The sequence below is a fragment of the Comamonas sp. Z1 genome (assembly GCF_008121555.1).
Taxonomy (GTDB): Bacteria; Pseudomonadota; Gammaproteobacteria; order Burkholderiales; family Burkholderiaceae_C; genus Comamonas; species Comamonas thiooxydans.
This window is the reverse complement of sequence record NZ_VOQT01000017.1, coordinates 66,003-81,376: the sequence shown is the minus strand read 5'-3', so window position 1 is coordinate 81,376 and position 15,374 is coordinate 66,003. Positions and strand designations below refer to the sequence as shown.

The window sequence follows — 15,374 nt, the reverse complement described above, 5'->3', positions numbered from 1 at the left end:
CAGCGTTGAGCGTTGTGACCCATGTGCAGGAATTGTCTGGAGGATGGCACATCTTGGGCATGTGTCGCATTCTTAGGGTGGCTGAGGTGTGCGCTATCTAGCGAAAAACTGGGAAAAAGTGATAAAAATCGGATCGAATAATTTACAAGACGGATCAGATTTACAATAAATCGAATCGATATGTAGGTTTAAACGTGGAACATTTATCTGAAGTCCTCAAGATTCTTGACGGCGCTCTCAAGTCCAATCAGAGCATGGCAGTGAACTATGCAGGCCTGCTGGCGGACAAGTTGGAGCGCAGCGGCGGACGAAGAGAAGCAACAGCTATCCGTGAGCGCTTGGCGCGTGTTCCTGCTGCATTTGTGTCTGCACAACGAGCAGCTGCAGGGGAGATCTCGGCCAATATTCCAGTGGATGGTGATAGCCGACTGAACACCGTAGATGTAAGTCGCCCACTTGCTGGCGAAGTTCGAGTGTTGCTGCCAAGCGCATTGCAAGCTCAAGTAAATGACTACTTGGCCGCAGTTCAGCACAGGGATAAGCTTTTGGCGGCAGGTGTTTCTCAGCCTAGTAGGCTGATCATGCACGGACCTCCAGGAACTGGGAAGACGCAGACTGCGCGATGGATTGCTGCGCAATTGGAGTTGCCGCTACTTACTGTTCGGTGCGATACGCTGATCAGTAGCTTGCTCGGTCAGACCAGTCGTAATTTGCGGCGCGTATTCGACTATGTTCAAGAGATACCCTGTGTTCTGTTTTTGGATGAATTTGATGCTTTAGCAACCGCGCGCGGTAATGAACGAGATGTGGGAGAGCTTCAGCGGGTGGTCATTGCACTTCTTCAGAATATTGATGCGTTGCCCGATGAAACTATTCTCATTGCAGCTACAAACCACGATCAGCTATTAGATTATGCGATCTGGCGCCGATTTACCTATCGACTCTCCATACCGTTGCCCGATGCGGAGCTAAGGCTGCAACTGTGGGAGCAGTTTTTGGATGGATACCCCCACTCAGCACTGAATATTCATGAGCTTGCAGAGCGTTCAGAAGGGCTGTCTGGTGCAGCGATTGAACAGGTTTGCTTGGACGCAAAGCGTTCAGCAATTCTTTCTGGAGCAGTCCAGTTGGAAGATTTTGAGGTATTTCGTCGCCTTGGGCTGGTAATTGCGATGAATACACAAAAAAGGCTGCATAGTGTGCAGGCGGAGATACGATGGTTGAGAATTTGGTATCCAAAGCTATTTTCGCAGAGGAATTTAGCTGCGGCTTATAAAGTGTCATTGCGTCAGATTAGAAATGCATTAGAGGGAGTAACTACAGATGGTGGCAGAGGAGATCAAGGGACGTAGTCCGCGCAACACTAATCCGTTCCATAGGATACCGTTTCAGCGGACGGACCTATCTGCCCCTGAAAATGGCGGAGGCGGCATCAAGGAGTTGGTGCCTGTAACTCCCCAATACAGGGCGGCACTCATCGGCTCGCTAAGTGCTGCAGTTGCAGCGCTGAAACCAGAGATTCAGCGTTACCCGAATTCACCTGGTGTATTGATTCTTAAGTTGAGGGAAAAGGCTATAGCCAAGTCTCACAGGCCAAATACGCTTGTGCAGGAGGCTGGCTTGCAGTTTGCGGGGGTAGGGCGTATCGAGGAGATGTTAGTTACTGCGAATGCAGCAAGCGTTAACGCTCTCGCACATGTCATTCACGGCCGGGATACTTTGCAGATTCGCGCCAATCTTTCCGCGATTGAAGCAGTTCACGCATGGGATAGATCTCGACGCATGGCCGTTTCTGACGTGGAGTTGCGTGAGCACGGGCGCGCTCTGTTTCGATTGTTCCGATATGGTGCAGCAGATGCGACGGCGCGAAATGTAGACGCGTTGCGCGTTGTGCTGCAACGGCATAACGTTTCCGTAACTGAAATTTCCCAGCGCTGGGGGCCACCGATTTTTCAAGCAGACCTGGAAGACATTACCGATCAGGCATTGCAAGATCTAAGCCTGTTCCCTGGTCTTCGTTCAATTTTCCCGGAACCGCGCGTGCAAAGTGCCTCAGTGATTGCCAACATTGGCTCAGTGCGATTGGCTCCGCCGGCGCCGAGCGTTACTCATCCAGTTGTAGGTGTCTTTGATACAGGAACGGCAACTACCGCAGCGAGTCTGCGACCGTGGATTGTGTCTACGGACTCATATGTTTTGCCTCCTGAAACAGATCATGTTCACGGAACCGCAGTTGCATCATTGGTGGCAGGTGCCAAGCTGCTAAATGGTCTGCATGAGTGGCTTCCGCCTACCCAGTGTCAGGTTCACGATGTTTGTGGACTTGAGGCAGCAGGAGGCAACATTTCCGATCTGATTTTTCGACTGGAGAATGCGGTACGTAATGCTCCCGATGTGAAGGTTTGGAATCTGTCACTTGGTGCTGGACAGGTTGGCGATGATGAGTTCAGTTTTTTCGCTCAGCAGTTGGATGCGCTTAGCGATGAGTGCAAAGTTCTTTTTGTTATTGCCGCTGGCAATTACGTTGGTCTTCCACGGAGGGGGTGGCCGGTAACTGGAGCCAAGCTTGAAGATCGCCTAAGCAGCCCCGGAGATTCTGTGCGAGCACTGACCGTAGGTGCTGTCGCTCATTTGGATGCACCTGATGCGATCGTTGCTGCCGGTGAACCTACCCCGTACACCCGTAGGGGGCCGGGGCCGGTTTTTACGCCTAAACCTGACCTAGTTCATGCCGGGGGGGGTGTGCATGCTCTTTGGAATTCCGGTGGAAGCAGCTTAAAAATGCTTGATCCTGCAGATGGTCTGTATGGGAGCTTCGGAACTAGTTTTGCAACGCCAATTGTTTCATCGGTCGCAGGGCACGTTTGGAAAAGTCTAGAAGGGCATTCCGGGTTCGCTGTCGCTCCGCATATGGTCAAGGCGTTACTCATACATGCAGCGCGTTTAGCGTCCCCTGATTACGATGCACAGGAGCGACGCTACTATGGATGCGGAGTTCCCAAAGATGCTCTATCAGCTCTTTATGACAGTGATGATTGCTTCACATTGATGTTCGAAGCACTCGTCGTTCCTGGCTTTAAGTGGCGAAAGACTCCCTACCCCTTACCTGCTTCTTTGCTGCACAACGGTAAGCTTCGTGCGGAGGTGATTATCACGGCCGTCTATGCGCCACCTTTGGATCCAAATGCTGGGGCAGAGTATGTCCGTGCGAATGTGAATGTTAGCTTTGGTGTATTGGAGGGCAACCGCATTAAGGGTAAGGTTCCGATGGAGGGGGAGTCGGGAACGACCGGCTATGAGGCTGCGCAGATCGAGCATGGAGGAAAATGGTCACCAGTAAAACTGCATCGCAAACGATTTCCTCAAGGCGTCGCAGGTGATCAATGGGCGATCCAGCTTGACGCTTTATTAAGGGCTAATGAGCCGCCATTGATTGAACCGTTGAATGTTGCGCTAATAGTGAGCCTGCGATCACTTGACGGGAATGTTCAGGTGCATGCTGATGGGGTCAGGTCCCTCGTTTCGTCTAACTGGGTGCGTCAGCCATTGCCCGTGCGTGTGCCTGTTCATGTTTGATTGCTCTAAACAACTGAGCTAGTTTTCTCCCGCACAGGCAGCTCAGAAACTTTTGGTATGGATGGGCAGCAGCCCGCTTCGAGCGGGCTTCTTGCTGCCATAAGCCAGGCGCTGCAGCACTGCAGCGCTGTACGGCTCGCAGCCTTCTGTGCAGAATCCTCTGCTAGGAGGAAGCCCATCATGCTTTGGCTTTTTGACACGGGCCGGATGGCCAAGAAGTTCGGGAGGTGGCGAGGAGCCGTCACTGTTGCGCACGCAGTGGGTGTCTGCATTATTGCCGTCGCCGTTTCCCGTCTGGCTGACGTTGTGGTGAACCTTGAGACGACACCTGTCAGTGCTTCCACAGTGGCATTGGCTGCACTCGTGATCTATGGCGCTGGCGTGCTCTTGGGCATTTGGGGCGCTTACCAGTACTTCGTAGATGCCACGAGGGGCACTTACATCAGCGATGCAGATCGCAACGATCGAGAAGGGGTGTAGCCTCCCGCCTTGAGAAGGGCTGTCATCCTGAACCTCGCTTGATTGGTTCCACGGTGCCCCGCTAGGGTTCGACACCTCTACCTGGGGTGAGGTGTCATTGGGGGATGAGCAAAAGCACTTTCTCCTATGAAGATGCCTACGGGCAGGCGCCCGCCGGTAGTAGCCCCTCCTCAAAGCAGGCTGGCAATTTTTCCTATGAGGATGCTTTCGGGCTAGACAAGGCGCCGCCCCAATCACCTAGCTTGCTTCGCCAAACCGCAGACTCGGCCGTTGCTTTGGGGTCAGGGATCACCCAAGGCGTCAAGATGCTCACGGATGTGGCTGGCGCCGATAACGCCGCATCGCGAGTGCTGGGTAAGGCTACGGATGCGCTGACCGATCTTTCCTCTCCCTACGCCAAAGCCAAGAAGCAGGAGCGCGCCGAGAAGATCAAGGCGGCAGAGGACTCGGGCAGTACCTGGGAAGAGGTGAAAGCCTATGCCGGTAGCTTTGCCGACGCGCCACTTGATACCACGCTGAATGCCTTGGGCACTTCCGCTCCCACGCTGGCGGCCGGCCTGCTGACGGGTGGTGGTGCTGTGCCCGCCATTGCTGCGCGCGCGGCTCAGGTGGGGCTGGGTGCCGCCCAAGGTGTAGGTGGCATCAAGGGGCAGATCCATGAAAGCGTCAAGCAGAAGCACCTCGATGCGGGTGCGACTGAGGCCGAAGCAGCCAAGCGCGCTGACGCGGCTCAGGCCTATGCAGGACCCAACGCAGCGAGCATTGCTCTCGGCGGCGCACTAGGCGCGGCAGCCGGTGGTACTGGTGCTGAGAGCGCAGTCCGGCGACTGGCTGGCCAGCGTGTGGCTGCAGAGGCGGCCAAGAAGGCAACCCCTGGTGTGCTGCGCTCTACTGCTGCTGGCGTTGCCAAAGAAGCCCCGATGGAAATGCTCCAGGGCGGCCAGGAGCGGCATGCGTCCAACACGGCCTTGCAAGGCGAAGGCTTCGATGTTCCAACCTGGCAGGGGGTTGCCGGACAGGCTGCGCTGGAAGGCCTTGCATCAGCTCCGATGGGAGGCGGCTTCGGCGCGGCGGAGGGTATGGCCCACAAGGGGGCGGCTCGGCGACAAGGTGAGGGCGCAGCTGCTTTTGCCTCTGGTGAGCCGCGCACGCCGCCTGATTCGATCAAGAGCGTGGCAGCCAAGGCGCAGTGGGTAAGGGGATGGGACGAGGCGGCAGCGAATGTACTGAAGACTGCAGAAGACGCAACGGGAGCTGCGGTGGCAGTCGGCGCGCAGCAGCCAGACGCCCAGGCCTGGACCACCAGTGAAGGCGCCGCACCGGTTGAGGCTGCTGAGTCAGGTACTGCAGTTGCATCCCCCGCCAATGCTCCAAATCTGGATTATGAAACCCTGCCAGGCGCGGCCCCCGAGGCTGTCGGCAAGGAAATTCCCTTTGAACGCGAGTTTGATACCGGTGGCCTGAGCCTGCAAAGCACGCAGCCAGCAGCCGTGGCCCCTGTGCTGGATTACGACGCGCTGCGCGACAAGGCCGGCGTGATGATGCCGCCCCAACTGGATTCCGGCCGCATAGAGGTGGCAACAGGCCTGCAGCCGCTGTCCAACGAGCAACCGCCGCGCCAGTGGGATACCGGAAATCTGAGCCTGGTGGACGAGGCTCAGCCGCAAGCGCCGCTAAGTCAGCGCATGGGCCTGGATCCGAACGCGGGCGCGCTGTCCAAGGCCGCCGCCATGGCGGTGGATTCAGGTGCCTCCCCTGTGGTGCAGCCCCAGGTGGCACTCATGGCAGAGCAGCAGGCCGCCCCCCAGGTGCCTGCCGGCGTGGATCCGGATACCGGCGAGGTATCGCTGCAAGCCCAGATGGACGAGCTCAAGAGCCGCATTGCCTTTATGCAGCAGCAGGGCGCGGCCCAGGGTTGGGACGGCAACAGGGCTGCCCAGCGCAATGCACTGCAGACCCAGCTCACCCGACTGGAGCTGCAGGCCGCCGGCGGTCAGGGGCGCGGCGCTTCGACCGCCGGCGCGCCTGCACCCGTGCAGCTGACCGGCATCAACCAGATCCTGGCCAAGCAGATCCCCGACATGAACGAGCAGGAGCTGCAGCAGGCCATTGCCCATTACGGGCCCACCCACAAGCGCACCAAAAAACTTGAAAAAGCACTTCAAGCGCTTGCGCAGAAACCACTGACAGCTATTGAAACAGGAGCGAATGCCAATGTCTCTGAAGCCGATCAAGCCCAGCAAGGCAGCGCGCAATCTGCGCAAACAGGAGCAGCGCAAGCTGGCCAAGATGCAGGCCAGGGGGTAAGCAATGGCGCCACCCCAGCTGCGAACCCTGGAACGCAAGAGCAGGGCGCGAGCCTTGCGAAAGCTCAAGCGCAAGTCTCGGAAGCAGCCGGCGTGGCCCAAACAGCCGTAGGCAAGGCGGCGCAGATCGCGCGCGAAGGCAATGCAGAGCGTGAAGCCCAGCGCCAGCGCCACATCGATGCCAGTGAGCGCTGGACACGCATGACCACGGTTGAGCGTCAGGCTGTGACGGCCACGGCCCCCGGCCTTACCGTCATCGCCCGTAAGAACGTACACACCCGGGCATGGCCCGATATTGGCGAGAAGATCCGCGAGAAGCTGCTGGATTCGCTGGTAGGTCCGCTGGTGGAGTTCACGAGTAAAGCGCCTTCAGCTATTGAAAATGCAGCAAATCCTGCACCCAATGCCGTCTCCGGAGACGCGCCTGCGAAGCCTGCCGCGCAGCCCGTGGGCGATGAAAAGCCGTTCGCGGCAGAGACTGGCACGCTCGGCATCCCGCGCGCCGAGATGCCCCAGGTGCCCACGGCAAACCATGGCGGCCTGGTCAAGCACTTGAAGGCCCAGGGCATTGCTCATGAAACCACGACCGTGGACGCGGCACAGCTCAAGCCTACCCAGGCCGAATATTCGCCATCCAAGGTGGAGGCGGCCAAGACTGCCACCGGCGACCGTGCGGTGATTGTCTCCAGCGATGGGCACATCATCGACGGCCACCACCAGGCAGTCGCGGCAGCCGAGGAAGGCAAGCAGGTCAAGGCGATCGTTCTGGATGCGCCGGTGGAGCAAGCTCTGGCGGCGGTGAAGGCATCGCCCAGTGCCAATGCCGCACCAACAACTGAGCCGAAGCCCGCGCCAAAGTCGGTACCGCAGCGCATGAAAGAGGCCAAGGCTGCGAAGGAAGCCAAGAGCGCGACAGCAGTCAATGCGGAGCAGCGCAGCCATGCGACTCGGCAGAGCAAGCAGGGTCTGACTCAGGCGCAGGATCTGGTCCAAGGCCAAATTGAGAATCGAGAGCGCCAGAAGAAGGAGGCTTGGGCCAAGGTCACGCAATTACGGGCCGCCGTAAAAGAGGGCACCGCCAACCGGCTGCAGTTGCTCAAGGCAGAGGCCGCCCATCGCAATTTGGTGCGCGAAGTGGATGGAATGCGTGCAACAGAGGATCCCCGCTTCCGCCGGCAGGAGTCAGAGCAGTTGGCAGGCGCGGCCTTTGATGTGGCGAGCTTTCTTCAGGGCATGGGCGAAGGGCTGCCAGCCAATGTGTCTGCAGCTTCTGTCCCGGCAGTGAATGTGCGCCCCAGCTATTCGCCAGCGGCCCGTGCCGAGGCGGTGCGCGCCGTCAAGGGCACGGCCGATGCCATCCGCCAAGCCTGGGCCAACGGTCCCGAGGTGATCGTGGCTTTCGATATGCAGGACGCGGTGGTGCCCGAGAGTGCGCGCCGTGCCGACCTGAAGCAGCGCAGCGGCGGCGCACGGGGTGCTCCGGAGGGCTTCTATTTCCAGGGCAAGGTGTATCTGATGGCGTCCAAGCTCAAGACGCCCAACGATGCCGCGCGCGTGCTGTTCCATGAGGCCTTGGGTCACCATGGGCTGCGCGGCCTATTCGGCAAGGACCTGGGGCTGATCCTGAATCAGGTGGCCACCATGCGCAAGGCCGAGGTGGACGCGAAGATTGCCGAGTACGGCCTGCGCCGCGTCAACAGGCTCGACCGCCGCACGGCCGCCGAGGAAGTGCTGGCCGAGATGGCGCAGAACACGCCGCAGATCGGGTTTGTGCGCCGCGCCGTGGCTGCAATCCGCACCTGGCTGCGCGCCAATGTGCCGGGATTCAAGTCGTTGGCGCTGACGGATGCCGAGCTGATTCGCAACTTCATCCTGCCGGCGCGGGCCTGGGTGGAGCGTGGTACCGTGGCCGGCATGTCCCAAGACGTAGCTTTCAGCCGTACAAGTGCAACAAGCATGCCGGACGCCATCATCGGCAGCACCTTGGGCACTGCCTCTTCGCACCCTGACTACGCTGCGGCCAAGGGCGGAGACATTGAGGCGGCCGTGCGCTTGGCCATGGATCTTGTGACTCCTGAGCTGGTGGCCAAGGTGAAGGCCGCAATTGGCGACACCAAGCCGCTGGTGGTACCGGTGGCTGCCGAGGAGGCGTCTGGGCGCAACAAGATTCCACGGGCTGCGGCCGAGGTGCTGGCGCATCGCCTGGGCCTCAAGGCTGCCAACGGCATTGTTCAGGCCAACCGTGCGCGCCGCACCGGGATGGATGGGCTCGATCGCATCTTTGCACCCGTGGACTTCGCCGGCGCGGTGGAAGCCAAACCCTATCTCCTGGTGGACGACACCCTGACCCAGGGCGGCACGTTCGCGGCGCTGGCCAGCCATATTCGGGAAGGCGGCGGGACCGTGGCCGGGGTCATTGCATTGACCGGCAAGCAGTACAGTGCAAAAATTCAGCCCTCTCCCGAAACCCTGGCTTCTCTCCGACAAAAACATGGTGACCTCGAAAACGAATACCGCGCCGCAACAGGCTACGGCTTCGATGCACTCACCGAGTCGGAAGCCCGCTATCTCGCACGTTACGAACCGGCTGACCGACTCCGAGATCGAATCTCTGATGAAGGACGACGCGGACGCGAGCGCGAAGATCAAAGCAATCCTGGCCAAGCAGACCCCGACGCAGACGAAGGACTGAGATTCAGTCGCTCGCGTTTCGCTGACCTCAAGGACAGCGCCCTTGACCAACTGACCAAGACTTTCACCCACGAGGGCAAGGTATCTCTCTGGGACAAGTCTGTGGGCACCATGCGCCATCTGGCCGAGCGCGCGCCCAGCTTCAAGCCTGTCTATGAGTCGGCCCAGCAGAACATTGACGATGTGAGCATGCTGGCCAATGACGCGGCCGACATGGCGCCGCGCATCCTGCCGCGCGTGGAATCGCTGGGCGACCTCAAGAAAAAGCCTGTCTCTGCCGCCGACAACAAGGCCGTGGCCCGCCCGCTGTTTGAGGGCACCTTGATCTGGGCGCGCGACGAGAACGGCAAGCCGACCCTGGTCGACGACCTGCAAAAGCGCTATGCCAATCTGTCGGCCCACAACAAGGCCGCCATGCTGCTCAAGCACGGCAAGATCAAATCTGAGGTGCTGGCGATGTGGCAAGGCCTGCCGGTGGCGCAGTTCGAGAAGAACATCAACGCGCGCTTTGAGAACAAGATGCTCAAGCCCGGCATTGTCTGGACCGATGCTGAGTTGCAGGCACAGTTCGGGACGGATGCCAACCAGATCAGCCTGTACCGCGAGGCGCGCGCGGCCATTGATCGCTCCATCGACATGACGGCGCGCACCGACATGCTGCGCGTGGTGGGTGAGAAGTACGAGCCCATGCGCGATGCCGTGCTGGCGCAGCCCTCCGCGGAAGCTGCGGCCCAGCTGCTGCTGGACACGCTGGAGCAGGATGCCAAGGCCGATCCGGACTCGCGCGAGCGCCTGGCTGGCTATATGCAGCTGATCAACCGCCGGCTGGATACGGCCGTGGACCTGCAGCAGGGCGGCTATGCCCCGCTGTCGCGCTTTGGCCGCTATACCGTGGATGTGGTGGATGCCAACGGCGAGCGCCTGTACTTCGGCATGTACGAAACCGCGCGCGACTCCAACCGGGCCAAGCTGCAGCTGGCGCAAGAGTTCCAGGGCGCAACCATCACCACCGGCACCATGAGCGCCGAGGCCTACAAGCTGTTTGCCGGCGTGACACCGGAGACGCTGGAGCAGTTCGGGGAGATGCTGGGCCTGAAGTCCGAGGGCAACGAAGCTCAGGACAAGGCTTTCCAGGAGTTCCTGAAGCTGACCAAGAACAACCACAGCGCCATGAAGCGGCTGATTCACCGCAAGGGTATCGCCGGTTTTAGCGAGGATGTGGGGCGAGTGGTGGCCAACTTTGTCTACTCCAACGCGCGCGCCGGAGCCATGGGCCTGAATGCGGGCAAGATGGAGACGGCCATCGGCAAGATCCCCAAGGAGCAGGGCGAGCTCAAGGACCTAGCGATGGGCCTGCGCGATTACATCCGCGATCCGCAGGAAGAAGGGCAGGCCGTGCGCGGCATGCTGTTTGCCCAGTACCTGGGCGGCTCGATCGCTTCGGCCTTTGTGAATACGACGCAGCCCTTCGCGGTTACGCTGCCATGGCTGAGCCAGTACGGCGGCATAAAGAAGGCCGGCGCGCAGCTGGCCCGCGCGCTCAAGGACATGGGAACCAAAGGTTTCAAGTATGAGAGCGACTTGGCCAAGGCCTTGCAGTCGGCCGAGGATGATGGCGTAGTCAGCCCCCAGGAAATCCACCAACTGATGGCCCAGGCGCGCGGCGCGGGCATGCTGCGCTCGGGCGACGGTACCAAGGCCGGCAATCTGCGCGCCGAGGTTGCCAATAAGTGGGAGCAGGGCAAGGTGCTGTGGGGCCAGCCCTTTGCCCTGGCCGAGCAGTTCAACCGCCGCAGCACCTTTATTGCGTCCTACCGCATTGCCAAGGAACACGGCATGGCGGATCCAGCGGCTTTCGCCCGTAAGGCGGTGCTTGAAACGCAGTTCGTCTATTCCAAGGCAACGAAGCCCAAGTGGGCGCGCGGTGCAGTCGGCGGCACAATTTTTACGTTTAAGACGTACAGCGTGTCCTATCTGGAGCTGATGCACCGCATGTGGAACCAGGGCGGCCCCGAGGGCAAGCGCGCGGTGGGCTGGGCCCTGGCCATGCTGCTGCTGATGAGTGGCGCCGGTGGCGTGCCCTTCATGGAGGATGCTGAGGATTTGATTGATGGTGCGGGCCAGATGATGGGCTACAACATCAGCGCCAAGCAATGGCGCAAGGAGCTGCTAGCCAATGTGGTGGGTAAGGAACTGGGCGAGTTCATGGAGCAGGGCTTGTCTGGTCTGCCGGGCGCGCCCATTGATGTGTCCGGACGCCTGGGCATGGGCAACTTGCTGCCCGGTACCGGGCTATTCCTGGACAAGCCCAATCGCGAGCGGGACATGACGGAAATCATCGGGCCTGCTGGTGACTTGGTGGCACGCGGCTTCTCTGGTGCGCGTGATGTGATCAAGGGTGTTGTGAACGGCGACTTGGCAACCGCTGGTAAGGGAGTGCTTGAATGGGCGCCTACGGCAGTGCGCAACCTTGCCAAGGGCGCCGACATGGCAGCCACCGGCATGTATCGCGACACCAAGGGCTACAAGGTGATCGATACGACTCTGGCCGAAGCCGCAGCCAAGGCCATCGGCTTCCAGCCCAAGAGCGTGGCCGAGGTGCAGGAGGCCAACAGCTTTATGCAGCGCAGCAAGTCGTTCTATACCCAGACCAGCTCTGACATCAAAGCGCAATGGGCAGACGCGCTATTCCGCAAGGACGAGGCGGCTGTGCAGCGGGTGCGCGAGCGCTTGGCGGCATGGAACCGCGACAACCCCGAGCAGCCCATCGTGGTGAAGATGCCCGATGTGTGGAAGCGCGTGCGCGAGATGGGTAAGGATCGTAGCGACCGTATTGCCGACACCGCGCCCAAGGCACTGCGCCAGCAGATGCGAGAGCAGGTGCGGTCGCTGGGGTAGCACCGCTGGGAGACGTGACTGTGGCAGTCTTCGTTGCCAGATTGCTGCGCGTGTTCGTGCCTGATAGTGGTGATCGGAAGGAGGTTAGCGTACAACGACTGACAGAGTTGTTCCTGGCGGCACCGAAACGGTCTCTGCATATGTTCCATACACTGCAGGTCGTACCATGGGGAAGCTGCCTAGCGGCACCAGTTCTTCTGGCACGGTTGGCGGCAGTGATCGAATGGATGCATACACTGGGCCGTCGATTCCATGGAGTGTGATGCCACCCTCTATCCGCTGAGGCATGCCGAACCCCGCAGGCGTGCCAATGGCGGGCAGTAACGCTACATTGAGCGCAGCGCGGCGTATTGCTTCTACTGCACCGGGGCCTCCCGCATCACGAATGGCGCGATCCAGAATCGCGAGCGCATTGGTGGAGCTGTTGTTGCGCAACAGGTTCTGAAAAAAGCCAACGCCATAGTGGCGCAACAGATATCCACCAACACTGCCTGCAATGCTGTAGCTGAAGCAATTCGACGCGTAGTCGTCATTCCAGGCAATCAAGTTGCAATTGAAGCCAGATTGGTTCAAGTAGTCAGGGAAGCGGCTATCTCGGGTGGGGCTGAAGCCTGGAGTGAGCGTGTCGGCGATAAGGTCTTCGAGCATCAGGGCCGAGGTCTCCTCAAGCCAGGTATCGAAGGTGTTATCCAGCACTACGCCGCGCTGATAGAAGTTCACCATGTGCATGAACTCATGCGCCAGCGTGTTGTATTGGATATTCAATCCAGTATCGTCTGCGGAGCGATAGATGGTTTCCGTATCCAGAAACACCGATAGCGACTCGTTGCTTTGAGGTGTGCTCGGGCTGACCTTGAAGTTGTTGTACGACCAAAAGTATCCCATCAAGCCGTATGGCAACTGATCCCGATCAAAGTTAATCAACACAATGTCCAGCGGCTGTTCTGTCTGAATCAGGTCGTTGAATGAATGGGCTCCCCAGGGCTGGCCAACCAGCTCTGTAGCGCGGTGGTACACAGCATTGGAGTCCGTGAAGAAGCGGGACATAATTCCGTCGAGTACTGCAGCAGAGATCTTGTTGTCCCCCGCTTCGCCATCCTCTAGCCAGATATTGACAGTCATGCCATCGCGTGTAGCACTGCGCACCAAAGTGGCTTGGCGAGTTTCCATGGTCTCCACATGCACGTACCACTGGCGAGAAGCGCCAATGGATGGAGGGATCGCACGTTGCAGCGCTCGGCGCGATGGCGCGAAGTTGCTTTTTCTCAGCAAGGCAGGAGCACCGACGCGGTTGAATTCGCTGATTTCCGATGGAACGGGTCTTATGCCTTGGGAAGTCCTTGGCTGCTGCATGGAGCGAAGAACTGACGATCTCGGAATACTTGGTGTCAGTGTGATTGGCGTCATGGGCTGTGATGTGAGCGTGGTATTGGTAAATACCAATGTCACGTCCTGACCGCTGAGCCTCTTGATGGATAGTGGTACGGCGACTGCCTTGTTGCTGCTGTTGGACACTTTCCAAATGCCAACTCCGCTGCCTGCGTACGTGTCATTGGTCAGCGATCCACAGTTGGGCCCCAGGCAGTCGGCCTTAAGGCCTCCCAACGGCAACGTCGGGATGGGGGGGACTTCTGGAGGAGTGGTAGGCGGCTTAACCTCTGGAGGCGTGGGCGCAACCTCAGGAGGGTTCGATGGCGATTCGGTACTCGGCTTGTCGATAGCGGCAGGTGGACTGTCGCCGCCACAAGCTACGAGCATCAAAGTCCAAAGCACAACGCAGGCCAGCCTGCTCCCGTATACACCTCGATGGCGAAAGTCGAGACTGGTCAGCATGAGGTTCCCTCAGTCGTAAGTATTTGTTCGGCGATTATCTGGACTTGGCAAATCAACGCAATACGATGATTACTAGGTACTCGGGTTCGAGTTGAAAGTCAGCACGCAGGTGATTGGGAAGGGTGACGCTTCAAGGCTTTCCCCTGGATACCAACGGCGGTGAGGTGGGTGCCCTGGGATACCAGTACCACCAAGACTGCGGTACCTGGTTTGCCTCTCTATCCGAAGGTTGCGCAGTGTCTGCTCTCTGCCGATTTGCCCTTAACTGGTGCGACGCGCAAGGCGGTCATGCATCCCAGCAGCTAGATCTATGACGCGGCTCATGAGTGCCTGGCCGCTTTGTACGCAACAACATCGAGCGGTCCACCGTGGTGATGGATGCCAGATGTATAGAAGCGGGTGCGCGAGATGGGTAAGGACCGCAGCGACCGCATTGCCGACACTGCGCCGAAGGCGCTGCGGGAGCAGATTCGTTCGGAGGTGGTTGTATAGCGGGCGTGATGCTTACGGGCGATAGCAAATGGCTCAATTAACCTGATGGGTTCAAGGCAAATGCGGAAACAGTGCGCGACACCTACACCCAATTTGTAGCTGAGCAGCAAGCCGCCGTCGTGAATGTCATGAGGCGTAGGCTCAGAATAACTGTTTAGTCGCTATCTTTCTTTAAAATTTTCTGCAAGCAAGGTCAGTGCCAAGAAGTATTTCTTCTTAGTTCGTTTGTGAAGCGTTTGACCGAGAATTAAATCGTAGCAAATATACAGAAGTAATAAAGAAAAAGAGATTAAGAAAAATCCGGCAATCCAGTTGCTTAAAACAAAATCTCGTATTTTACTGGTGTAGTTGTTAAACGTGACGGAATTTTGATATATCCAAACAATAAATAGAAAAGGAACTCCAAATAAAAATTTCTTAAGTGCTTCGGCAATGCCAATTGAGACATCCGAATAGTCGTTGCTCGCTTTCAATATTTTAAGTATGGATTGAAGCGTGTCCTGAGTGATTTTCCCGCCTCCTGCCTCTCGTAGCTTAATCATTCCGGCAACAATCAATGATGGCTGATTGATTCCGAATGCGTAGTTCACGAAGTTTGAGTTGGCAAGCTTATGTTTTGCAAATGCTTCTACGAATTTTGACCTCGAATGCATTGCTGCGATGTAAAAGACAGTATATGGCACTAAAAACCAGAAGGAGATTAGAAGGACACCGAAGGTGGATAATAATGAGAATGCAAGGTAGACGGGATAGTTATAGCGGTAGGGTAGCAGCTTTTCCTGGTTTAAATTTATTACATCCCTCATGCATTTGAATGGATTTGACATTGAAGGTAAATATTCTTTTTCGGTTTTCTGAAATGACTTCCACAAGGAATTTTCTAGATCCGCAATATCACTCAATCGATTGTTTAGCTTTCCGACGCTCGGCATATGAGGTAATTGGTTAATTTCTAACGATAAAGATACTAATTGTTGCACATTTCGCTCGCCATATGAAAATGAGCGTTCGTTGGATGTAATAGAGTCTCTTAGACACCCCTCTAGGGTTCGACCTTTGAAGGCCATTGGCCAAAACTCCCTGCAAGTCACACAGGAG

At 58.0% G+C, this 15,374-nt stretch carries 6 protein-coding genes; 4 read left to right on the top strand and 2 right to left on the bottom strand.

What is annotated here, in order from left to right; translation table 11 throughout:
* Window positions 1–194: 194 nt before the first annotated feature.
* The 4 genes from iteA to FSY45_RS22475 all read left to right on the top strand — a co-directional run bounded on the left by iteA (window position 195) and on the right by FSY45_RS22475 (window position 11,951).
* Window positions 195–1,352, top strand: coding sequence for an anti-phage ATPase IteA (gene iteA, locus FSY45_RS22490; protein WP_223305743.1), 1,158 nt, complete (start codon window positions 195–197; stop codon window positions 1,350–1,352).
* On the top strand, window positions 1,324–3,576 hold the full coding sequence (iteS, locus tag FSY45_RS22485) for a S8 family anti-phage peptidase IteS (RefSeq protein ID WP_080944545.1): 2,253 nt from the start codon (window positions 1,324–1,326) through the stop codon (window positions 3,574–3,576). The genes iteA and iteS overlap by 29 nt, the downstream gene beginning before the upstream one ends.
* Window positions 3,577–3,756: 180 nt before the next feature.
* Window positions 3,757–4,056 (top strand): hypothetical protein, encoded by a 300-nt coding sequence (locus FSY45_RS22480; protein WP_131667141.1) that lies wholly within the window; start codon window positions 3,757–3,759, stop codon window positions 4,054–4,056.
* A 305-nt stretch (window positions 4,057–4,361) separates the two neighbouring features.
* Entirely contained in the window at window positions 4,362–11,951 is a 7,590-nt protein-coding gene (locus tag FSY45_RS22475) for a PLxRFG domain-containing protein (RefSeq protein ID WP_052951103.1), read from the top strand.
* An 84-nt stretch (window positions 11,952–12,035) separates the two neighbouring features.
* On the opposite strand, the gene FSY45_RS22470 is transcribed toward FSY45_RS22475, so the two are convergent.
* Window positions 12,036–13,466 carry a hemagglutinin gene (locus FSY45_RS22470; protein WP_187427592.1) on the bottom strand — a complete coding sequence of 477 codons (1,431 nt, stop codon included), beginning with the start codon at window positions 13,464–13,466 and terminating at the stop codon, window positions 12,036–12,038.
* Between the two features lie 971 nt (window positions 13,467–14,437).
* The gene (locus tag FSY45_RS22465) at window positions 14,438–15,343 is read right to left on the bottom strand and encodes a hypothetical protein (RefSeq protein WP_131667203.1); all 906 of its coding nucleotides are present in this window, start codon (window positions 15,341–15,343) and stop codon (window positions 14,438–14,440) included.
* Window positions 15,344–15,374 lie beyond the last annotated feature (31 nt).